The sequence below is a fragment of the Dellaglioa sp. CoH-57-MRSF-19 genome (genome assembly GCF_056781975.1).
On the sequence record NZ_JBXAXW010000002.1, the window covers coordinates 276,778 to 298,047 of the forward strand.

Here is a 21,270-nt window from a genome sequence, read left to right on the forward strand (position 1 = left end):
AATTTTTAACCGATATCTTACTTTTCTTATTCTACCATTAAATGATATTCTTGCATACACTTTGCACTGCTCAACTCATATAGGTATTCAAGCACTTTTTAACCGTTTTTTTAATATATTATTAACTAAAAGAGTAATAAAATTAATATAACAAACCGTTAACTTTAAAAAATATATCATTAACGCTTTATTAAAATGAAAACTAAAAATTGGAATTAGTTATTCGATACCAGCAGCTTTAATCAGTAAAACCGATAATTCAATTATAAATTTTGCCATTTCAATTTCTTTTACAACGTTAACACGGATTTCTCCATTCAGCATACTCAAAATAACTTCTTCAAAAACCTTATATGAAAAGGTTTTATTCTCTGACAAAATAATTCCACCAAACCACATTATATTTTCTAAGTGTGCCGTTAAGTTAGGATATTAGAATATCGAAATTATACCTTAGCGTCTTAAAAAATAGTTACGGATTATCTTATTCCATACTACCTCATTGGTTAACTATTAAAGTTTTTTCCTTTATTTCAACTAAGAACACAATAAAACCCCTTAAGTTAGATTTTTCTCCAACTTAGGGGGTTCCACTTCAAATAGATAAAATTATCCCAAATGCTTCTTTTCCGTTATATACTTATACTTATATTTTATTTACCATTGGCAAAATAACTTTACTTCAGGTAATTTATGACAATAATTCCATGAACCGTTCAACTCTTTCTGGATCATTATGATCAAAGAAGGCAGATTCTTGTTTGTCTAAGGCAGTAATAGTTGCCATGTCTTCCACTGTTAATTCAAAATCAAATATGTCGATATTTTCTGCCATTCGTTCCGGTCTCACAGATTTAGCAAGTGCTACAATACCACGTTGCATTAACCATTTTAGAATAACTTGTCCAACTGATTTACCGTATTGTTTACCAATTTTTGACAATGTTTCATTTTTAAATAAGTCTAACCGGCCTTCAGCAAAAGGTGCCCATGCTTCCATTTGAATGCTTAATTTTTCATGATAGGCTTCATCCGTTAAACGTTGATTCCATGGGTTCACTTCTATTTGGTTAACTTGAACTTTAGCCACACCATTCATATGAGAGAATTCTATTAATTTTCCGATATCAAAGTTAGACACCCCAATAGCACGTATTTTCCCAGCAGATTGTGCGGTAGCTAAAGCGCGCCAAGCACCATATACATCACCGTATGGTTGGTGAATCAAGAATAAGTCTAGATAATCTAACTGCATTCTTTCTAGTGATTCATCAATTGCCTTCATCGCCTTTTCTTCACCAACATGTTGGATAAATAATTTGGTTGTGACAAACAACTCTTCTCGTGTCACTAATCCTTCAGTGATCGCTCTTTGGATAGCTTCCCCAGTTTCAACTTCGTTTCCATAGGCAATCGCTGTATCTAGTAATCGATATCCTACTTTAATCGCTTGATAAACTGCCTCTGCAGTTTCTTCTAAAGGAATTTGATACACGCCAAAACCTAGTTGTGGCATTTTCACTCCATTATTTAATGTAACTGTATTCATTTAAATCGCTCCCTTTTTATTTAATATACTAAGTTAAACACTTGGAGTGCACTCAGAGTCAAGGATTATGCTATATTATTTTAATATTTGTTTATTTTTCAGCTTTAGGCTACTATTACTATAAGTATTTTAGATTACATATAAGGAGAAAAAGCGATGACACCTATTATCACACTTTGCACAATTAATGACTTAGAAATATTACAAAAGATTAGCATTGAAACTTTTACTGATACTTTCGCTGCAGATAACGATCCAAAAGATTTACAAGATTTTTTGGATACCGCTTATTCTTTACCACAATTAACGAGTGAATTAAATGATCCAAATGCATTCTTTTACTTCGTACATGTTAATGATGAGTTAACTGGATATTTAAAATTAAATATTAACGACGCACAAACTGAAGATGACTTTCCGAACGGCTTAGAAATCCAACGAATTTACATTCGCAAAAATCACAAAAAAATGGGATTAGGTCAACTTCTATTTGAAAAATCTAAAGAGGTTGCCAAAGAATTTAAAAAAGATCAACTTTGGTTGGGAGTTTGGGAACATAATAAACCTGCCCTCTCCTTTTATGAAAAACAAGGCTTAACAAAACATAGCCAACATGATTTTGTTTTAGGCGATGCTATCCAAACCGATTTTATTTTAGTTCTAAACAGTAGTGACTCCAAAAATTAGCCTTTTTATAGAGTGGGAAAATCCACTCTATTTTTATACAAATAATTCTTTATATTTTCGGGATTCAATAGATTTTTTCAGCCTAATTTTTCTTTCATATCCATAAACTAACGTCTTAACGTTAATCCCAATGTGACATATTCATAACGTTCATCTAATAATTATTTTCATATACTATTATAAAGTTTAATAGTAAAATTGTATTGATATAGAGTATGTCCATCATAATCTAATTACGCAATATTTCACTAAAAATATTATTTCTGGAGGATTTTCCACATGAGTATCTTTTTCGCTCTCTTATTTATTACTACTTTTATCACATTTTTGGTATATGTTATTAAATTTATTATCGCAAAAATTAACAAAAAGGATACTAATCATGCAAGAAAATTAATATTATTTAGTTTCCTAATCTCATTTATTTTACTCGTTCTAATTGGTATCACTGCACCTTCTTCAAGTAGAAATGCTAGTGTCAAAGAATCTAGTTCCGCCCAATCAAGCTTTCTGTCTTAAAAAGATTACCAACATAACTTTTATTACTGAGACAATTTTTATTGCTTATTTTACATTACAAAAATCTTTGGAGGAACACGTATTATGAACGTTTTATTTGCACTTATTTTTTTTATTTCAATATATTTTATTATTTACTACACAGTTAAAAGATTTATGACAAAAACTAAAAATCCAAATATATACACTAAAATCAAGAAACGGGTTTGGTACCCTACTGCTGTACTGATCATTTCACTTGTAGGCATTGGGATGACTAGTCAGGCCGAACCAACTAAAAAACAATCGCCCCTTACTACCGTAACAAAAGTTGGCTCTGCCGATAAGAAAAAGGCAGAGTCAAAATATGAATCTATAAAAAAAGAAGTTTCTTCAAAAGAATCTGAAGCTGAATCATTGAGTAAAAAATTAAATGAGAAAGAATCTAAAGCCACTTCTGAAAAAGAAAGTGAATCTAAAGCTAAATCTAAATCTGAAAGTTCTCAAAGACTAGCTGCAAAAAAAGAACAAGAACATTTTAACAGCGTTCAAAAAGAAAATAATTCTACATCTACGGATTCATCTAACGCAGATTCTGTTACTACTGGCGGAGGATCCATCATCGGTAATACTAATTCTAAAATTTACCATACTCCCGGTCAAACTGGTTATAAAATGAGTAAATCAAATGCGATTACTTTCCAAACAGAACAAGCCGCTCAAGATGCTGGATATAGAAAGGCGAAAAAATAATGAAATCAACTAATCATTTATTAATACGTGTTCTAATTTTATCATTCACTTTTATTGGTATCAGTAACACGACTACCGTTTTAGCAAAATCTGATTCACATGTTACTTACGACTATACTGCCAAAAAGCAAGCAGAAGAAATTAATAATAAAGTTGATAAAGAACAAGTGAAATTAGACAAACTTAACAAAGAAATCAAAGAATTAAAAAATAAGTTAGCTAAATATGATAGTAAAGATTCTTCAAAAAAAGAAACAACTAAAAAATCTAAGACACTTGATTTATCATCTCTAAACTATAGTGATAAATCTGAAATAGAAGTTAATAATAATATTCCTACTTTCAGCGAAAGCACCCTATCTACTAGTAAAGGTACTTGGGAAGCGTACAGCAACCTAGATTCTCTGAATCGTGCTGGAACCGCCAATGCAATGTTAAGTAAATCTTTAATGCCTACCGCGAAACGCGAAGGGTTAACTTGGAACCCTACTGGCTGGAAAAATAAACGTATTAGTAACGGATGGTTATATAATCGTAGCCATTTAATTGGTTATCAATTATCAGGTCAGAACAATAATCCAAAGAATTTAATTACGGGTACTCGTGAACTGAATGCACCTGAAATGCTTGCCCATGAAATGGATATAGCTACTTACCTTAAAGAACATCCTAATAACTATATTAGATACCGCGTTACTCCAATATTCAGAGGAGATGAACTTCTTGCTCGTGGCGTACAAATGGAAGCTCAATCTATTGGTAGCTCCTCAATTAAATTCAATACTTACATTTTTAATGTAGAGGCCGGTGTTACTCTTAATTATAGGGATGGTACTAGTACACTAAATTAAACAAATAGATAACGGGCGTATAGATACTTCGAGTGGGTTCAATTCCCACTGCTCGCTTTTTACTATAAAAATATTTGGAGGAATTTGTGTTATGAATAAAAAAATAACAATAGTCGGGATTACTGCCATCACACTACTTTCACTAACTGCATGTGGGAATAGCAAGAATACAAGTAAGGATTCTTCATCTTCTGAGGCTGCATCATCTAGTATTATAAAAGCTAAAAAGGAATCAAGTAAGAAAGAGTCCATAAAAAAAGCAACTTCCGAAAGTAAAGCATCATCAGAATCATCTGCTCAAGCATCTAGCATCTCAGCTGCAAGTTCTTCAATTACCGCAGCTGAAAGTTCTATTGCCGCAAGCTCTTCTAGTATTGAGGCTGAGAAAAATAACGTTACTACCACTGAAAAATCTACAAGTTCATCTACATCAACTAAGATGACGCAATCAAAAGCTGAATCACTTGCTTTAAGCTATTTTAAATCATTCAATAATGAGACAAGCGACTGGGAACCAAAAGTTAAATCAAGCGATACTTTAGATAAAGGTAATAAATATATTGTATCCGTCTTCGATACTGAAACACACATGGTAGAATTTGACGTCAATAAATCTACTGGAAAAGTCACTTCTCCAAATTTAGGATATCAACGTTAATTTTTAAAGAGTGATAACAATTTTGTGTTTGTTAATTTTACATGGAGTCGGTACCTCCTTTAACAGCATTGAAGATCTACTTGGTCATTCCAATGTAAGGATTACCCAAATCTATATAACAGTAACTTCAAAACTATTACAATATTTAGATACTTAACTCAAACGTAACCAAAAGCGTAACCAAAAGAAAAAAAGGCCTATCTAACAACTTTTAAATCGTTGTTAGATAGCCTTTTTTAGTATATTTATTAACTTTTTTTATTGTTCAGTATACCAAGTATAGTGGAATGAACCTGGTTTATCAGTACGTTCATACGTATGAGCACCAAAGTAATCACGTTGTGCTTGAATTAAATTAGCAGGTAAAACTTCTGAACGGTATTGATCGTAATACGTAATTGCTGCACTGAATCCAGGAACTGGAATACCAGCTTTAACAGCAATACCAACGATATCTCGAACTGATTCTTGATATTTTTTAACAATATCTTTGAAGTAACCATCTAATAAGATGTTATTTAAATCAGCTTTTTCGTCAAATGCGTCAGTAATATTTTGTAAGAAACGGGCACGAATGATACATCCAGCACGCCAAATCTTAGCCATATCACCAAAGTTTAAATCCCATTCATAATGTTCTGAGGCAACACGTAATTGTTCAAATCCTTGTGCATAACTCATGATTTTACTAAAGTATAATGCTTCACGAATTTTTTCAATTAATTCTTTTTTATCTAATTCACCTAATTTAACTTCTGGTTTAGGTAAAACTTTACTTGCTTCAACACGTTCTTCTTTCATTGCTGAAATGTAACGTGCATAAACAGATTCAGAAATAACTGACTGAGGAACACCTAATTCAAGTGCACTCTGTGATGACCACTTACCAGTACCTTTATTTCCAGCACGATCGAGGATAACATCAACAATAGGTTTACCAGTGCCTAAATCATCTTTACGTGTTAAGATATCAGCAGTAATTTCGATCAAGTAACTATCCAATTCACCTTTGTTCCAGTCAGAGAAGATATCAGCGATTTCATCAACTGAGAGGCCTAATAAATCTCTTAACAAATGATATGATTCAGAAATTAATTCCATATCACCATATTCAATTCCATTATGAACCATCTTAACATAATGACCAGCACCGTTAGGACCGATATAAGTCACACATGGTGTCCCATCGCTAGCTTTAGCAGACATTTCCTCAAGAATTGGTGCAACAAGGTCATATGCCTCTTTTTGGCCACCTGGCATCATTGATGGTCCTTCAAGTGCACCAATTTCGCCACCTGAAACGCCCATTCCAATAAAGTTAATTCCAGAATTATCTAATTCTGCATTACGGCGTACTGTATCTTCAAAGTAAGTATTACCACCATCAATTAAAACATCACCTTTATCTAAGAATGGTAATAGTTCTGCAATAACAGCATCAGTTGGTTTGCCAGCTTTTACCATGATAATAATTCTTCTAGGTTTTTCTAATGAATCTGCAAAATCCTTAATTGAGTAGCTGGGTACTAATTTTTTTTCTGAGTGGTCTTTCATAACTTGCTCAGTTTTAGCTCCCGTTCTATTATAAATAGCTACCGTACGGCCACGACTCTCAGCATTCAATGCGAGATTTTTACCCATAACAGCCATTCCAATAACACCAATTTGTGCTTTATCCATTATAATACCTCCTACATTTCTTTAATTTTTTGTGAATCAAAAACCATGTAATCTAAGAAAGTATCAGCTACCGACTTTGTCAATAAACCCATTTAACTTTCAACGTCAATTATACACTAGACATCAAAAATTCCTATCTATTTTACCTTTTTTTGTTATACTGATTTCAGGAGGTCTTTCAAATATGAAATTAGTTGAAGTACAAGAATTATATTATGCCATCGATACTTTTTTATACAGTCGCGCAAAAGCAGAATTTTCTAACAATATCCCTACTTTTGACTTAGTTGTCCAAGTTAACGACAAATTATTAACGGCCGATTTTTTAGATTTAAAAGATAGTCGAATTCAAATTTATAGTACCACAAGTCAGCACACTATCGCATCTCAGTCAATTCCTTACGAAAATGACAGTAGTAATGCTTTCATCAGTCCGATAAGAAAAACAATCTTTAAAAATTATCGTTCCGAATTTTCAGGCTGGTCTAATCTTAGTAACAAACCAGAGTTATTACTTCTAGATTTGATAGATTTAATTAAATCTATCAAATCGCCCACTTTTAAGGCTGTTAAAACACCGGCTAAAAATGTAACTTATATTGAAAGCCATGCCAAATTACCTTTTCAATTTTTTGATCCAGAGACAGACTTCAAAATTATAAGTTTGAAAATTAGTGAAAAAAAATAAGATTCAATTGAATCTTATTTTTTTTGTACAGAAAAAGCCTTAACACCATGGTTGTTAAGGCTTTTTACTTAATGTAGATTTAGTTGTTTACTTTTACGACTTCTTTTCCGTCATAAAAACCACAGCTAGGACATACATAATGTGATTTTCTTAATTCGCCACAGTTAGGGCAAGCGCTCATACCTGGGACAGTTAACTTGTAATGCGTACGACGCATTCTCTTACGTGTTTTTGATGTTTTACGTGCTGGTACTGCCATTATCAAACACCTCCTTTAAAATTATCCAAAACTTTTAATAAAAGTATTGTTATGTTTATTCCTCTTCAGAACCATCATTATCAAAAAAATTTTGTAATGAGGCAAATCGAGGATCAACTTTTTCTTTTCTAACCTGTACGAGTTTATCTTCAGTAAGAACTTCCCAGTCGTCTCCGGTTGGTAAATCTTCTGCTTTTCTCTCATCATCAGTCAGTATCTGCATCGGAATCTGTAATAACACATTATCCTCTATCACAGAATTCAAATTGAGCATATCTTCTTCCAAAATAATTACAACATCATTTTTATCAAACCGTTCAAGTGCTTTATCGCGATAGCCTACATAAAATTCATCAACTGAAAAATTTAATGGGACATCGACACTCTTTAATGATCGTGTTGATGGCATTTCAACTGTTAAACTAACGTTAAAATGACCAATGACATCTTGATGATCTGCTGACAGAATGCCCGTAACATGGACTTCTGAAACAGCTGTAATTGTTTTGTTGCGCAGCATTAATCCTTCGGAAAGGTTTAACATTTCGTCAACTTGAAGTGGTTCATCACTTTGTTTTTTTAACTCAACTAAGGACCATTTCATGCAAATATGCCTCCTAATGCAACGCTTATGATTATACCTGTGATTAAAAACATTGTCAATGGTATATCCTTGACAGTATGTTAATTAATTTGTTTAGGTCTTCTAAAAAGATCCGATTTTTTATGACTAACTAGCCCATAAATAATTCCTGCTCGATAATCTAATTGGTAAAGTCCCTCTTTATCCTTTTTACTAATTTTTGTTATTATAGGATATGGCACTTCCTTTTTTAAATGATTAAGCAGCGTTTGACCTTTTTTTGAGAACCCTAAGACATGATAATAAGGCTGCTTATATTGTTTGTCAATTTCATTTTGCTTTATTTGTAACAAAATATAAGTTGCTAGTCTTGAGATTTTTGTATAAGTTACTCGTTTCGACTTAACGGCTTGGACCCAATCATCAAAATTAGCCTCGTCAGGCAACTTTTCGTACTGCTGCAACAAACGATACTCAATACCCTCAGACATGCCATAAATCGACGATAATTGACCTGGTGTTGATAGACTCAACTGATATCGAAGATATGGCCAAAAATCTGTCCAATCGGCCCATCTTTCATTTTCTGAATCAAGTCGAGTTTGATTAGGAACAACTTCTACAATCGATTCTTGATGTTGAACTGCTAATCTAATTGCTGTTGCACTTGTAATTTTTTGAGTATCAACAAATTTTGTTTCATGGTAATCAGCCTCTATACGTTGAATCGGACATAACTGGATTTCGGCTTTTTCGGCTATGCAGGCTTCAGCATAAGCTAAACCTAACAAATCATTAGGCCGATTAATTTGAACACCTGTTTTTTCAAAAACAGCTCGTTGATATTGTGTGGCATACGTTTCATTAAACTGATTAAACTCACTATCTAACGTTTGAATTTCAGTTGCGATAGTCATAAAATCCAAATCAGGATGTTCAGCACCAAAAACAAGTCTGGTTATCTTTAATCCGGCCAATAATTTAATGGCACCTTGAGCAAACAAATCAGCCGGTTGAACAGAAAATGCAACGGGTAACTCAACTATTAAATCAACACCAGATTGCAATGCTTGCTCCGTACGGCTCTCTTTATCAAGTGCAGCTGGAATACCTCTCTGTAAGAATTGTCCGCTCATAAGGGCAATAATCGTCGTATCAGGATACTTTTCTTTTATTTGATTAATCTGATACAAATGTCCGTTATGAAACGGATTATATTCAACAATAACCCCAGTCGTGTCCAAGTAACTCACTCCTATTTATCGCAGACAAAAAATAGTCTTGTTGTTTTATCATCAACTTGACTTGTGCCAAAATCAGCCGAAATTTTAATATTCTTAAATCCAGCATTTTTTAACAATTCAGTATACGTATTAACTGAATATGTTCGTTCATGATGGTCCTCAGTTAGACGTTCAAATTGACAGTTAGTATCATTTTTGACAAAAAAAGTTAATTCATGAACGACACTGTGTGGCTCTTCATCTTTAAATGTTGACCACAAAAAAGCTTGATCATCATCCTGATAGTTGTACATATAACCTGGATAAATCTCATCCGTTTGATAGGTTGAGATAACATCAAAAATGAATCGACCATTTTCTTGTAGTAATCCATGAATTGATTTAAAAACGTTTCCTACAGCATCAGCGTCAGGTAAATAACAAAATGAGTCAGCAAAACAAGTTACCGCATCAAATTGTGGTAACTCTGCCTCTTCCAAATTCATCATATCACCTTGTACTAAAGGCAAGGATACATTCGCATCCTGTGCGTGTTGGTCAGCAATTGATAACATTTCTTCAGATAAATCTAAACCAACGACTGAATAACCAGATTGCGTTAAAGCAATTGCTAATTGACCTGCACCACAAGCTAATTCAAGAATTTCAGTTTTCTTATCAGGAACTTGTGTTTCGACAAATGTTTGCCAAGAATCATATAAATCAGGATCCATTAATTGATCATACAATTTTGAAAAGGTGGTATAAATCATTATTCTTCAATCCATGCTGATAAATCTACAGATGCGCCTTCAGACCAGAATTTTTCAAGATCATAAAATTCACGTGATTCAGTTTTAAATACATGCACAATTAAATCTCCAAAATCTAATAAAACCCAACTAGTTGAATTACGTCCTTCAATACGACGGACTTCAACACCTGCTAGTTCTTCTTGATCTTGAATTTCTTTGACGATAGCCTTAACTTGGTGAGCTGAGTCAGCTTGTGTCACCATGAAATAATCAGCTAATAGACTAATTTCATGGACATCAATAGCCACCGTCTTTTCGCCACGTTTACTGTCAGCAGCCTTAACTGCGATTTCTAATTTTTCTATACTATTCATTATTACTCCTCTATTCTGCGACCCATTTATTAAAGGTCAAAATTGTTTTAGGATACACTCTTTTATTGGTATTAATTAAATAACTTAGTGTATGTTTTGTTTCAAATCCAACAGCTGCATCCAAACTTTCAAATGCTTTTTTTCGTGCTTCAAGAACGCCAGAGAACGTCCTACCTTCTTCGATGAAATCAGCGACGTAGACAATTTTATCCAACAAATCCATCTCAACATCGCCTGTCGTATGCTTCACAATTGATGTTAAAATTTTATCATCTGTAATACCTAATTCATCATGTATCAACTCTGCGCCAACAATTCCATGCCAGATAGCATTCCCCCAATTTAATAAATCAGGATCCATATGTTTTTGCTTAATTGTTCTGATAAAGGTGTCATCTGTCCGCTCCTTGGCATAATCATGAATAAGTCCAGCAATACTTGCTCTTTCAATATCACCATTATTATTTTGAGCAAGTTCAATTGCAGATTTTTCAACATTTAACACATGCTGAAATCTTTTTTCACTCAAAGTTTCCTTCAAAATCTGTACTAATTCTTCTCTAGTTCCACTAAAAAGATTATTAGAATAAACTAAATTATTCACGATACAACCCTTCTTTCTCAATATAATTTGAGACTGCCTTAGGTACTAAATAATTAATTGAACAGCCTTTTTTTATCTTATCTCGAATTTGTGTTGAACTAATATCAATTGTTGGTACATCAACCCAAAGTATAGGATACTGACTTGTTTGTTCAAATCCCGTTCGTTTAACTCCAACAAAATGTACTAATTTTACTAATTCATCAATACGAGACCATTTCGGTAAATAATCTACCATATCGCCGCCAATAATAAAATAGTAATCATTTTCCGGATGAGCTGCTTTTAAAGCAACCACAGTGTCATAGGTGTAGCTAATACCACCGCGATTAATTTCAGTATCTTCCAGCTTAAACTTATCGTTATCCGCGATACTTTGATTAACCATATCAAGGCGATACTTTGCATCAATTGCTTCCTTTTTATCCACATGTGGTGGTGTTGCATCCGGCATAAATCGAACTTCACTTAATCCTAATTGCTGACAAACTTGATCAGCAATTATTAAATGACCTAAGTGAGGCGGATTAAACGTACCCCCGAGAATTCCAACACGCTTTTTCGTATTATCAAGAATGGGTTTAGTCTTAAATTTCGTAACTAAATTAATTTCTTTTAATTTTTGGACTTGAATAGTCAAGCTAAAAACCTCCTCAAAATTTTAAATTAAGCGAGTAAATTAACTTTGTCAGAGATATCTCGATTTTCGACATCTGTTGCTGCTTGATAAAGCACTAATGTATGACCAATCACTTGAACAACTTGAATTGAACTATTAGATTCAATAAAAATACGAACTTCATTTGTATCAATTGTTGCATTTTGTAGCATGTTAATTTTGATTAATTCGCGTTTTTCAATTGCTTCGCGAATTTGGTTTAACCAGTTAGTAGACACGCCTTCTTTTCCAACTTGGAAAAGTGGACGTAAATGATGTGCCTGACTGCGTAGATATCTTTTTTGTTTGCCTCTTAATGTCATATGTTAGTTAACTCCTCTTATATCATTGCTTTACGTAAAAGAACCGAAACACCTTTTGGTGCCCAGCCAGCGACTTTAGCACCCTCATTAATGGTTACCCATCCAAGTCCGGCAAAAACTAAATCACTTTTTTGTGTTGCTTTAAATTCAAAACGAACTAATTCTGGGAAGTCGTTCATTTCATCATCTGTTGGTGGATTTAATAAACCACCAGCATGTTTCTCATAAAATTCACTTGCAGTCTCAGTTTTTGTTCTATGAATCATTAAATCATTATCAAGATAAACGACAACACCAGGAGTTCCCCCTGAAATGTAATCAAATCTTGCAACAGCCCCAAAGAATAATGTTTGGTTTTCATTTAACTGATAGACGCGTTGTTTAATTTCTTTTTGAGGAGAAACTAATCTTAGCGCCTTACCTGATAGATAATGAGCCATCTGGTCTTGATGAATAATACCTGGTGTATCAATTAAAGCTCGATCATCGTCCAATGGAATTTCAATCTTATCAAGCGTAGTTCCTGGGAATCTTGAAGTTGTAATCAGGTCTTGGACACCTGTTCTTTGTTTAATGATTTGATTAATCAATGTTGATTTACCAACATTAGTTACTCCAACAACGTACACATCACGGCCTTCACGATACTTTTCAATTAATTCTAATAATTCATCAATCGCAAAGTTTTTTGTTGCACTTGTCAATGCAACATCAATTGGTCGTAATCCTTGTAAATTAGCTTGTTGTCTCATCCAATCCTTTAACTTCGAACGTCTCAATGACTTAGGCAATAAATCAGCTTTATTTCCAACCATTAAAACAGGATTATCACCCACAAATCGATGTAATCCAGGAATTAGACTACCATTAAAATCAAAAATATCAATAACGTTGACGATTAATGCATCAGCACTACCAATTTGATTCAATAATTTTAGGAAATCATCATCAGTTAACTTAACGTCAGCAATTTCATTGTAATGTCGTAGTCTAAAACATCTTTGGCAATATAGTTCATTTGTTTCAAGTCCTTTTTTTACTGCGGATTTAGGTGTATAGCCTAATTCATCTACTTCTTCACTTTGAATTTTTGAGCCACAGCCAATACAAAAAAGATCTTCGTCAATTTCTGGTACTTCAATTATGTCAGTCATCCAATGAATTCCCCCATTTAGTTTTAAAATCGTGTTTTTTAATTAAGTGATTTTTAATTCTTTTTTCAATGAAACGATTAGGTTTTGTATTCCAAGCGTCTGATTCAACAAGTGGTTTAACCAATATACTTTTAATGCCCGCATTATTCGCAGCAGCAATATCAGTCATCAATTGATCACCTATTAAAACTAAATCTTGATTATTCATCTTAAATTCATTTTTAACTTGGTTAATTCCTTTTGTAAATGGTTTTAGAGCTCTGGAAACAAATGGTAATCCAATATGTTCCAGTGCCTTTTCAATACGTTCGTGACTATTGTTAGATACAACAATCACTGGAATTGAAGCCGCAGCTATAAGCTCTAACCAATTCTTCAATTCTGGGGTTCCGTTTGGGTTATCCCATGCAATTAATGTATTGTCTAAATCAGTCATAACAACTTTAATTCCATGATTTTGTAAATCCTCTGGTGTTAAATCATAAATTGATTCAACCATCCAAGTTGGTTTATATCTCTCAAGCATGTTAGCTACCTCAATTTTAGAATAATAATCTAAGTATAATGTACTTTCAACAAAATTGCATGTTTTCCATGAAAACAAATGAAATTAATTTTATTTTCTCATTTTAAAATAATAGAAACGAGTTATTTCAATTTTATATTGCTCTTTTTAAGATTATATTTTGTCTTATTAGTTACATAGACCATAATCATTGATATCACATAAAATTTTTTTGATTTCACTAAAAATAACATACTTAACTTATTTACAGAAATTTTATTAAAAAAAGAGGATACTTGACAATTGGTCAAGTATCCTCTTAAAAGTTATTATTTACTTAATGCTTTTTTAGCTTCTTCTGCAACAGCAGCAAATGCTGCTGAATCTTTAACAGCTAATTCAGCTAACATTTTACGGTTAACTTCAATTTCAGCTAATTTCAAGCCATGCATCATCTTGCTGTAACTTAAACCATTCATACGTGCTGCAGCGTTAATACGTGCAATCCATAGACGACGGAAGTTACGTTTTGTTTGATGGCGATCACGGAATGAATATTGGTACGATTTCATTACTTGTTGTTTAGCTACCTTAAATTGGATATGTTTTGATCCACGGTAACCTTTTGCTAATTTAAGCATTCTTTTGCGACGTTGACGTGTAACGGTTCCACCTTTAACTCGTGGCATGAAAATTCCTCCTTATTGAGCCATTTAAAAATGGCATCAATTGTCTAATTTATATTTATTATTTCATTTGTGAAAGCATTTGTTTGATACGCTTGTTATCTGATGCTGACACTGTAGTTGATTTGCTTAATTGACGACGTTGTTTCTTAGTTTTACCATGCATACGATGACTTGTATATGCTTTAGAGCGTTTTAAGCCACCATTTCCTGTACGTTTAAAACGTTTTGCTGATGCACGATGAGTCTTTTGTTTTGGCATAATCTAATATCCTCCTAATATAGCTTTACTTTTCAGCCTTAGGTGCAAGCATCATGAACATACTACGTCCATCCATCTTCGCTCTTGATTCAACTGATGCAACTTCTTTAGCTGCGTCAGCGAAGCGATTCAAGACATCACGTCCGATTTCTTTATGCGTAATTGCACGGCCTTTAAATCTAATTGATACTTTAACCTTATCACCTTTTGCAAGGAATTTTGAGGCATTTTTCAATTTTGTATTGAAATCGTTAATATCAATCGTTGGACTAAGTCTAACTTCTTTAACATTAACAATCTTTTGGTTTTTACGGGCTTCTCTTTGTTTCTTTTGTAATTCGAAACGGTACTTCCCGTAATCCATAATCTTAGCAACAGGTGGTTTTGAGTTAGCGGCAACAACAACAACATCTAAATTAGCAATTTCTGCCATATCTAGTGCTTCTTGTTTCGTTTTAACACCAAGTTGTTCGCCATCATCACCGATCAAACGAAGTTCCGATGCGCGGATACCTTCATTGACCATTTTGTCTACTTTATCAACTGCTATGGCAATGCACCTCCAAATTTTTTTGAGAAAAAACACAGAAAAACGGGCAACAATAATAAATTATCGCAGCCCGCTTGAAATCCATTTTAATTGGAATTTAATTTCAATAATATTCTGCCCAGAGACTCTTTGTCTCTTCAGGCGAGAAGCGGGAGCCTCTGCTTTTTCTTAACTTTTATATCATACCAACTTGAAGACTCATTGTCAAGCAAATTAAAATGAGTCTTTTTTATGCTTTACGACTATAGTTGGCAATTTCTTTTGTAATGTTGTTAATAAAATCTTCTTTTGTAAAGATATTTGAATCATCTTCACCATGTCGACGAACAGAAACTGTATTTTCAGCTACTTCATTATCACCGACAACTAAAATATAAGGTACTTTAGTAACTTGCGCTTGACGCATCTTATAACCCATCTTTTCGTTACGTTCATCAACCGTTACTCGTACACCACGAGCAACTAAGTTAGCACGTAAATCATGCGCATAATCGGCATGAAGATCGTTTTTAACAGGAATAATTGTTACCTGTTTAGGAGCCAACCAAGTTGGGAATGCTCCTTTGTACATTTCTGTTAAGTAAGCTGTAAAACGTTCCATCGTTGAAACAAGTCCACGATGAATCATAACAGGACGGTGTTCTTCACCATCATCACCGATGTATGATAATTCAAATTTTTCAGGCATCATGAAATCTAATTGAATTGTTGATAACGTTTCATCATTTCCTAACGCTGTTTTTGTTTGAACATCTAATTTAGGACCGTAAAATGCTGCTTCTCCTTCAGCTTCGTAGTAATCTAAGCCTAAATCATCCATAGCACCTTTTAACATACTTTGTGATTTTGTCCACATTTCATTATCATCAAAGTATTTCTCTGTGTTAGCTGGATCACGATAGCTCAAACGGAATGAATAGTCAGCAATCCCAAAGTCATCATAAACTTCCATCATTAAACGAAGGACGCTTTTAAATTCTTCTTGAATTTGATCAGGAGCAACGAAAGTATGACCATCATTTAATGTCATTTCACGTACACGTTGTAAACCAGAAAGTGCACCTGATTTTTCATAACGATGCATCATTCCTAATTCAGCAATTCTGATAGGAAGATCACGATATGAACGAATATGATGCTTGTAAACTTGAATATGTGAAGGACAGTTCATTGGACGTAACTCTAACTCTTCGCCATCACCCATGTCCATTGGTGGGAACATGTCTTCGCGATAATGGTCCCAATGACCAGAAGTTTTATATAAATCCAAGTTGGCTAAGATTGGTGTGTAAACATGATCATAACCATTTGAAACTTCCTTATCAACAATGTAGCGTTCAATCGTACGACGAATTGTAGCACCATTAGGTAACCAGTATGGTAATCCTGCACCAACTTTTGGATCTACAAAGAATAAATCTAAGTCATTACCAATTACTCGATGATCGCGTTCACGTGCTTCTTGACGACGAACTAATTCAGCATCTAAATCTTTTTGTTTAAAGAACGCTGTACCATAAACACGTTGTAACATCGGATTACTTGATTTACCTTGCCAATATGCACCAGCAACTGATAATAATTGGAAAATTTTAACATCAGCAGTTGAGCGTAATTGTGCGCCATCGCTTAAGTTAACGAATTCACCTTGTTTGTAAATTTCAACTTGTCCATTTTCATCAGTAGCTTCAACTACTAATTCAGCACGATATGGGTCACCAGCAAATAATTCAAGAGCTTCAGCTTTTGAAACTAATTGACGTTCAATTTTCAAATTTTCTTTAACAATTGATTTCATCTTATCTTGAATTTTCTTCAAATCATCAACGCTAACTTGTGTTTCACCATTATCTGTATCAAAATAGAAACCATTTTCAATATCAGAACTCATACCAAATTTCATACCTGGGTATAATTGTTGTAACGCATTAGCTAAAACTTGAGCAGCTGTATGCCATAAAACGATTAATCCGTCTGCAGATTCTTTAGTAACAATTTCGATAGCGCCGTCTGCCTCTAATGGACGAAGATAATCAACCAAAACACCATTGAATTTACCGGCAATTGATTTTTTAGCTAAACTAGGACTAATTGACTTTGCAACGTCTTCAGTCGTAATACCTGAATCAAACTCTTTAACTGCGCCATCTGGAAATGTAATATTTATTTTTGACATGTTAACTTCCTCCATTGTTTTAATATTTTTTGATACAAAAAAAGTCCCTAATACACAAATAAAATCGTGTATTAGGGACGTCGATTAACGTGGTTCCACCCAAATTCAAAGTTTTGCCGAAACAAAACTTTCTCCATAGATTTTAACGGATCCAATCCGACCTGATAAAAATCAGGCAACATTATGGAAGTGGTCATCACTTATTCTCTGCCAGAAAAGCTTTCAGCTATGCTTTCCCTCCCTGCGGACATAAAAAAAGAATGTAATCTTCCGTATCAATTTAATAACTATTTAACCATTTTTAGTGAAATTTAGCAACTATTATTCTTATTTAGGTCGACGATTTTTTCCAACAATCTTAACTTCTTTTGCTAAAAAGTGAATTCGTTCCATAATTCTTTTTGCCTTAAGAGGCTCGTCTTCACCCTTTTGACTAATACGTAAATGCTCATCTTCTAGTTGTTTCATCGAAAAATTAGAACTAAAGAAAGTTGGTAATTCTTCTTGCATGCGATATTGTAAAATAACACCTAAAATATCATCACGAACCCAACTAGACATTGCATCGGCACCAATATCATCAATCATTAAAATTTCAGATTTTTTAACAGCATTTAGCATGTCATAAACACGATTATCACTAATAGCATTTTTAATTTCAACTGCAAAACTAGGGAAATGCATTAAAGTCGTTTGGTATCCTCGACTTGCTAATTCATTGGCCATAGCACCTAAAAGATATGTTTTACCAACGCCAAAGCTACCATAAAAATACATTGCTTGGTGATAAGATTTAGGACTATCAACAAATGTTGTTATAAATTTTAAACTCTGGCTAAGTGCATCCCCACGTTCATCCATATCAAAGCCATTCATAGTCGCGTTTTTGATATCTTTAGACATACTCATTGATTTAACTCGCTTAGCTAATGCTCTACTTTTTTGAGCCTCGATAAAAGAATCTGTTGGTACATAGGAAACATCAATCATATGATTATTCAAAACCAATTGTGGCTTATAACCTGGTGCTATCATTCCTTTACCAAGAATAATTTTATTTTTTTCAGATAAGAATTCATACAATTTTGCATCAGCGCGTCGAATACTATCCTCTGTTAATTCAGCTTTATTTCTATCTAAAAAAGCGATGACATCTGAATCTTCATAAACTTTTCTCATTAAATCACGATAATTAACATTAGGATATCTTTCACTCAGGTTGTCCTTTTCAAGAAATTTTTTGATTTCTGTCCCTAAATCTTCCATCATTTTCCTCCTTTGGGTGCTGTTTTATTAAATTCAGCAAGTTGTCTTTTTAGTTCATCCTTATCAACTTTTACATCCACTTTTGGTGCTTGATAGTCATCTTTAGCCCAATCAGGCAATGTCTCTTTTTTAATTATTTTTCTTTGTCGTTGGTTTGACGCCTTAGTTTCAGTCTTTTTATTGTTAAATTGTCGAACCTGATTAATGGCTTCTTCAGGTGTCTTCACTTTTTGCTGTGACCAATCATTAGCCATAGTATCGACAAACGATTTATTAAGTGTTGATAAATCACGGTCAATCAAAATGTAATGAATCAGAATATTAATGACTGAATTAGAAAATATCTGTCGTTGAATAAGTTGCTGTAACAGATATGCTTCACTGTCAGTGACATATCCACCCTTGCTTTCTTTTAACGATTTCAAAAAATCAAAAGGTTTATAGGCTTCACTCGCAAGAATTAACTGCGAATCCTCTTCAGAAAAACCAACTTTTTTTAGCGTTTCAACAGATTTCATATTAACCTTTTTATTATCACTACTTGTTAAATCTTCTTGTTTTTTCAGTTTAATTTGTTGATTATATTTGTGAGCAATATGTTGCTTGAATGAATTATAATCAACTTCATTTGTTGATAAGTCAGCTGAATCTCCAATAAATTGGGCCATTTCGATTTCATCAATACCATACAAGAGATGCTCTGAAATAATTAAATCCCGCTGTTCATTGATATTATCCAAAGAAACGAAACTCTTTTCCAGTAGTTCAATAAAAAATTTAAAATCAAATGACTCAATACTACCTGACTCAACTAACTTTTTCGGTATCTTCTTGTCCGTTGAAAAAACTTTTTTACTTTCAGAAATAATATCAGGTTTATTAGACAAATGATCTTGATTAACTTGGAAAACATCTAAGAAACTTTTAGATGTTTCTTTGAAGCCATCTAATTTTAAAATTGGTAACGCAAATCGAGTGGTAATTTCTTTGTACCTACCATCACCAATCGATTCCCAGAGTAAAGTGCTTAGTAAATCATCTGTAAAAAAATCAGTTGCTTGCAAAGGTCGACGCAATTGATAGACAACAACTTTTCCTATTGCATCCTCTTTTTCAAAGCTCTTCAAAAGCCCTAAAGCTTCAAGGGCACTTCTTGCTTCATAAAACATTGCTATGTCAATATTTAGTAATGCAAGTAATTCACTATGCATCTTTCGATTAGATAATTGTGGATTTTGACCTGCCTCACCTTTCAATAGAGCAAATAGACCACTCGCAATCACACCCATAACAGGTTGATACAAGTAGTCTAGTCGTTCAATATCATCATTTGTAACTTTTTCATCCATTAAAACGACATAACCGTCTTTCGGACTCATATTTCCGCATATATCAATCATTGATTATCATTCCTTCAAATCCGGTTTATCTGTAGGTGTTTTATCACGAGCCATCATTTCATTTAATTCTTTTAAGAAAACACTCATATCTTTAAATTGGCGATAAACACTAGCAAATCTAATGTACGCAATTTCATCTACATCAGCCAATAATCCCATAACATATTCACCAATTAGTTGGCTAGAAATTTCATTTTCACCTAATGCTCTAACATTATTTTCCACTTGATCCACAAGATGAGTGATAGCTTTCATTGAAACTGGTCTTTTCTCAGCAGAACTGATAATACCTTTAAGAATCTTTTCACGATTAAATTCTTCACGTGTTCCATTTTTTTTAATAACAAGTAGTGGTGTAGCTTCAACTCGTTCAAATGTTGTGAATCTAAATTCACAATTTTCACATTCACGACGTCGTCTGATAACGCGACCTTCATCTGTTGGTCGACTGTCAACGACTCGAGAGCCATTATGTTGGCAATGTGGACATTTCATTGTGACACCTCATTATTTTTTATTTACATTATTTAACCATTAATTTGATTACTAAGCCAGTTTAGCACTTGAACCCTTGTAACGGCAACCGTTGTTGAATTATCTATTACAAAATCTGCTAAATCTTTTTTCTTTTGAATGGGCCATTGTGCTTTAACCCTTAACATCGCCTCATCTAAAGACAATTCATCCCGCTTCATTAAACGTTCTAATTGTGCTGTTTCAGGTACATAGATAACCATTACTGCATCACAAAGTAATTGGTAGTTTTGCTCAAATAATAAAGGCATATCCAAAATAATTAACTGGCTACCTAATTTTTTTTGGACTTCTATTTGTGACAAGATTTCTTTTCTAATAGCAGGAACCATAATGCCGTTCAATTTTTTTAACTCTGTTGCATCATTAAAAACTAGCTGACCTAACTCTTTTCGATTCAAATTCCCGGTTAATGATAAATATTTTTCACCAAATGTTTGAATGATTATTTTTAATGTTACAGATTCTGGTTCAACAGCTTGTCTCGCAATAACGTCTGCATCAATAACTGTGATATTTTCTTCTCTAAAAATACGACTAACTGTTGATTTACCTGTTGCTATGCCACCAGTTAGTCCAAGAATATAAGTCATT

At 33.5% G+C, this 21,270-nt stretch carries 26 protein-coding genes and 1 other annotated feature; of the genes, 5 read left to right on the plus strand and 21 right to left on the minus strand.

Annotated features, from left to right (window positions below; genetic code table 11):
* Positions 1-219: 219 nt before the first annotated feature.
* Positions 220-378, minus strand: a complete 159-nt coding sequence (locus AC1RO3_RS03185) for a hypothetical protein (protein WP_481761216.1) — start codon at positions 376-378, stop codon at positions 220-222.
* A gap of 313 nt (positions 379-691) precedes the next feature.
* Entirely contained in the window at positions 692-1,549 is an 858-nt protein-coding gene (locus AC1RO3_RS03190) for an aldo/keto reductase (RefSeq protein ID WP_481761215.1), read from the minus strand.
* Between the two features lie 156 nt (positions 1,550-1,705).
* Between AC1RO3_RS03190 and AC1RO3_RS03195 the strand changes: the two genes are divergently transcribed.
* The 4 genes from AC1RO3_RS03195 (at position 1,706) to AC1RO3_RS03210 (ending at position 4,996) form a co-directional block, all read left to right on the plus strand.
* The gene (locus AC1RO3_RS03195) at positions 1,706-2,236 is read left to right on the plus strand and encodes a GNAT family N-acetyltransferase (protein WP_481761214.1); all 531 of its coding nucleotides are present in this window, start codon (positions 1,706-1,708) and stop codon (positions 2,234-2,236) included.
* 603 nt (positions 2,237-2,839) lie between these two features.
* Positions 2,840-3,487, plus strand: coding sequence for a sunset domain-containing protein (locus tag AC1RO3_RS03200; protein ID WP_481761213.1), 648 nt, complete (start codon positions 2,840-2,842; stop codon positions 3,485-3,487).
* Complete coding sequence (locus tag AC1RO3_RS03205; RefSeq protein ID WP_481761212.1) at positions 3,487-4,338, plus strand: DNA/RNA non-specific endonuclease; 852 nt, start codon at positions 3,487-3,489, stop codon at positions 4,336-4,338. Before AC1RO3_RS03200 ends, AC1RO3_RS03205 begins: the two co-directional genes overlap by 1 nt.
* Positions 4,339-4,429: 91 nt before the next feature.
* Complete coding sequence (locus AC1RO3_RS03210; RefSeq protein WP_481761211.1) at positions 4,430-4,996, plus strand: hypothetical protein; 567 nt, start codon at positions 4,430-4,432, stop codon at positions 4,994-4,996.
* Between the two features lie 258 nt (positions 4,997-5,254).
* On the opposite strand, the gene gndA is transcribed toward AC1RO3_RS03210, so the two are convergent.
* A complete protein-coding gene (gndA, locus tag AC1RO3_RS03215; protein WP_481761210.1) occupies positions 5,255-6,676 on the minus strand; it encodes an NADP-dependent phosphogluconate dehydrogenase in 1,422 nt (473 codons plus the stop codon).
* 184 nt (positions 6,677-6,860) lie between these two features.
* Between gndA and AC1RO3_RS03220 the strand changes: the two genes are divergently transcribed.
* Positions 6,861-7,364: a hypothetical protein gene (locus AC1RO3_RS03220; protein ID WP_481761209.1), complete on the plus strand. Its 504-nt coding sequence runs from the start codon at positions 6,861-6,863 to the stop codon at positions 7,362-7,364.
* A 79-nt stretch (positions 7,365-7,443) separates the two neighbouring features.
* On the opposite strand, the gene rpmF is transcribed toward AC1RO3_RS03220, so the two are convergent.
* From rpmF to coaE, 18 genes are all read right to left on the minus strand, one after another.
* Positions 7,444-7,623 (minus strand): 50S ribosomal protein L32, encoded by a 180-nt coding sequence (gene rpmF / locus AC1RO3_RS03225; RefSeq protein ID WP_057973392.1) that lies wholly within the window; start codon positions 7,621-7,623, stop codon positions 7,444-7,446.
* A 55-nt stretch (positions 7,624-7,678) separates the two neighbouring features.
* A complete protein-coding gene (locus AC1RO3_RS03230) occupies positions 7,679-8,227 on the minus strand; it encodes a YceD family protein (RefSeq protein WP_409022679.1) in 549 nt (182 codons plus the stop codon).
* 80 nt (positions 8,228-8,307) lie between these two features.
* Positions 8,308-9,450, minus strand: a complete 1,143-nt coding sequence (locus tag AC1RO3_RS03235; protein WP_481762405.1) for a nucleotidyltransferase — start codon at positions 9,448-9,450, stop codon at positions 8,308-8,310.
* An 11-nt stretch (positions 9,451-9,461) separates the two neighbouring features.
* Positions 9,462-10,202 carry a class I SAM-dependent methyltransferase gene (locus tag AC1RO3_RS03240; protein WP_481761207.1) on the minus strand — a complete coding sequence of 247 codons (741 nt, stop codon included), beginning with the start codon at positions 10,200-10,202 and terminating at the stop codon, positions 9,462-9,464.
* On the minus strand, positions 10,202-10,558 hold the full coding sequence (rsfS, locus tag AC1RO3_RS03245; protein WP_481761206.1) for a ribosome silencing factor: 357 nt from the start codon (positions 10,556-10,558) through the stop codon (positions 10,202-10,204). The genes AC1RO3_RS03240 and rsfS overlap by 1 nt, the downstream gene beginning before the upstream one ends.
* 10 nt (positions 10,559-10,568) lie before the next feature.
* Entirely contained in the window at positions 10,569-11,162 is a 594-nt protein-coding gene (yqeK, locus tag AC1RO3_RS03250; RefSeq protein WP_481761205.1) for a bis(5'-nucleosyl)-tetraphosphatase (symmetrical) YqeK, read from the minus strand.
* Positions 11,155-11,802 carry a nicotinate-nucleotide adenylyltransferase gene (locus AC1RO3_RS03255; RefSeq protein ID WP_481761204.1) on the minus strand — a complete coding sequence of 216 codons (648 nt, stop codon included), beginning with the start codon at positions 11,800-11,802 and terminating at the stop codon, positions 11,155-11,157. The genes yqeK and AC1RO3_RS03255 overlap by 8 nt, the downstream gene beginning before the upstream one ends.
* A 26-nt stretch (positions 11,803-11,828) precedes the next feature.
* Positions 11,829-12,143: a ribosome assembly RNA-binding protein YhbY gene (gene yhbY, locus AC1RO3_RS03260; protein ID WP_409022685.1), complete on the minus strand. Its 315-nt coding sequence runs from the start codon at positions 12,141-12,143 to the stop codon at positions 11,829-11,831.
* 17 nt (positions 12,144-12,160) lie between these two features.
* Positions 12,161-13,297, minus strand: a complete 1,137-nt coding sequence (gene yqeH, locus AC1RO3_RS03265) for a ribosome biogenesis GTPase YqeH (protein WP_481761203.1) — start codon at positions 13,295-13,297, stop codon at positions 12,161-12,163.
* Positions 13,290-13,823: a YqeG family HAD IIIA-type phosphatase gene (locus tag AC1RO3_RS03270; protein WP_409022687.1), complete on the minus strand. Its 534-nt coding sequence runs from the start codon at positions 13,821-13,823 to the stop codon at positions 13,290-13,292. The genes yqeH and AC1RO3_RS03270 overlap by 8 nt, the downstream gene beginning before the upstream one ends.
* A gap of 308 nt (positions 13,824-14,131) precedes the next feature.
* Positions 14,132-14,491, minus strand: coding sequence for a 50S ribosomal protein L20 (gene rplT, locus AC1RO3_RS03275; protein ID WP_409022688.1), 360 nt, complete (start codon positions 14,489-14,491; stop codon positions 14,132-14,134).
* A gap of 58 nt (positions 14,492-14,549) precedes the next feature.
* The gene (gene rpmI / locus AC1RO3_RS03280; RefSeq protein WP_057973380.1) at positions 14,550-14,750 is read right to left on the minus strand and encodes a 50S ribosomal protein L35; all 201 of its coding nucleotides are present in this window, start codon (positions 14,748-14,750) and stop codon (positions 14,550-14,552) included.
* A 25-nt stretch (positions 14,751-14,775) separates the two neighbouring features.
* Positions 14,776-15,276 carry a translation initiation factor IF-3 gene (gene infC, locus AC1RO3_RS03285; RefSeq protein WP_409022689.1) on the minus strand — a complete coding sequence of 167 codons (501 nt, stop codon included), beginning with the start codon at positions 15,274-15,276 and terminating at the stop codon, positions 14,776-14,778.
* A gap of 56 nt (positions 15,277-15,332) precedes the next feature.
* Positions 15,333-15,470 (minus strand) — a sequence feature (ribosomal protein L20 leader region).
* A gap of 59 nt (positions 15,471-15,529) precedes the next feature.
* Entirely contained in the window at positions 15,530-17,476 is a 1,947-nt protein-coding gene (gene thrS / locus AC1RO3_RS03290) for a threonine--tRNA ligase (RefSeq protein WP_481761202.1), read from the minus strand.
* Between the two features lie 327 nt (positions 17,477-17,803).
* Entirely contained in the window at positions 17,804-18,742 is a 939-nt protein-coding gene (gene dnaI / locus AC1RO3_RS03295) for a primosomal protein DnaI (RefSeq protein ID WP_409022691.1), read from the minus strand.
* Positions 18,742-20,121 carry a replication initiation and membrane attachment family protein gene (locus AC1RO3_RS03300; RefSeq protein ID WP_481761201.1) on the minus strand — a complete coding sequence of 460 codons (1,380 nt, stop codon included), beginning with the start codon at positions 20,119-20,121 and terminating at the stop codon, positions 18,742-18,744. Before AC1RO3_RS03300 ends, dnaI begins: the two co-directional genes overlap by 1 nt.
* A gap of 27 nt (positions 20,122-20,148) precedes the next feature.
* The gene (nrdR, locus tag AC1RO3_RS03305; protein ID WP_409022693.1) at positions 20,149-20,637 is read right to left on the minus strand and encodes a transcriptional regulator NrdR; all 489 of its coding nucleotides are present in this window, start codon (positions 20,635-20,637) and stop codon (positions 20,149-20,151) included.
* Positions 20,638-20,669: 32 nt separating this feature from the next.
* Positions 20,670-21,269: a dephospho-CoA kinase gene (gene coaE, locus AC1RO3_RS03310; RefSeq protein WP_481761200.1), complete on the minus strand. Its 600-nt coding sequence runs from the start codon at positions 21,267-21,269 to the stop codon at positions 20,670-20,672.
* Between the last annotated feature and the right edge of the window lies 1 nt (position 21,270).

Bases quoted from the DNA above. Each gene is read 5' to 3' on its own strand.
- rpmI (WP_057973380.1), bottom strand. From the start codon at position 14,750: ATGCCAAAACAAAAGACTCATCGTGCATCAGCAAAACGTTTTAAACGT.
- rpmF (WP_057973392.1), bottom strand. From the start codon at position 7,623: ATGGCAGTACCAGCACGTAAAACATCAAAAACACGTAAGAGAATGCGT.
- thrS (WP_481761202.1), bottom strand. From the start codon at position 17,476: ATGTCAAAAATAAATATTACATTTCCAGATGGCGCAGTTAAAGAGTTT.
- AC1RO3_RS03200 (WP_481761213.1), top strand. From the start codon at position 2,840: ATGAACGTTTTATTTGCACTTATTTTTTTTATTTCAATATATTTTATT.
- yqeH (WP_481761203.1), bottom strand. From the start codon at position 13,297: ATGACTGACATAATTGAAGTACCAGAAATTGACGAAGATCTTTTTTGT.
- rsfS (WP_481761206.1), bottom strand. From the start codon at position 10,558: ATGAATAGTATAGAAAAATTAGAAATCGCAGTTAAGGCTGCTGACAGT.
- AC1RO3_RS03195 (WP_481761214.1), top strand. From the start codon at position 1,706: ATGACACCTATTATCACACTTTGCACAATTAATGACTTAGAAATATTA.
- AC1RO3_RS03240 (WP_481761207.1), bottom strand. From the start codon at position 10,202: ATGATTTATACCACCTTTTCAAAATTGTATGATCAATTAATGGATCCT.
- gndA (WP_481761210.1), bottom strand. From the start codon at position 6,676: ATGGATAAAGCACAAATTGGTGTTATTGGAATGGCTGTTATGGGTAAA.
- AC1RO3_RS03230 (WP_409022679.1), bottom strand. From the start codon at position 8,227: ATGAAATGGTCCTTAGTTGAGTTAAAAAAACAAAGTGATGAACCACTT.
- AC1RO3_RS03190 (WP_481761215.1), bottom strand. From the start codon at position 1,549: ATGAATACAGTTACATTAAATAATGGAGTGAAAATGCCACAACTAGGT.
- infC (WP_409022689.1), bottom strand. From the start codon at position 15,276: ATGGTCAATGAAGGTATCCGCGCATCGGAACTTCGTTTGATCGGTGAT.
- yhbY (WP_409022685.1), bottom strand. From the start codon at position 12,143: ATGACATTAAGAGGCAAACAAAAAAGATATCTACGCAGTCAGGCACAT.
- nrdR (WP_409022693.1), bottom strand. From the start codon at position 20,637: ATGAAATGTCCACATTGCCAACATAATGGCTCTCGAGTCGTTGACAGT.
- AC1RO3_RS03205 (WP_481761212.1), top strand. From the start codon at position 3,487: ATGAAATCAACTAATCATTTATTAATACGTGTTCTAATTTTATCATTC.
- dnaI (WP_409022691.1), bottom strand. From the start codon at position 18,742: ATGGAAGATTTAGGGACAGAAATCAAAAAATTTCTTGAAAAGGACAAC.
- AC1RO3_RS03270 (WP_409022687.1), bottom strand. From the start codon at position 13,823: ATGCTTGAGAGATATAAACCAACTTGGATGGTTGAATCAATTTATGAT.
- AC1RO3_RS03300 (WP_481761201.1), bottom strand. From the start codon at position 20,121: ATGAGTCCGAAAGACGGTTATGTCGTTTTAATGGATGAAAAAGTTACA.
- AC1RO3_RS03210 (WP_481761211.1), top strand. From the start codon at position 4,430: ATGAATAAAAAAATAACAATAGTCGGGATTACTGCCATCACACTACTT.
- AC1RO3_RS03220 (WP_481761209.1), top strand. From the start codon at position 6,861: ATGAAATTAGTTGAAGTACAAGAATTATATTATGCCATCGATACTTTT.
- coaE (WP_481761200.1), bottom strand. From the start codon at position 21,269: ATGACTTATATTCTTGGACTAACTGGTGGCATAGCAACAGGTAAATCA.
- rplT (WP_409022688.1), bottom strand. From the start codon at position 14,491: ATGCCACGAGTTAAAGGTGGAACCGTTACACGTCAACGTCGCAAAAGA.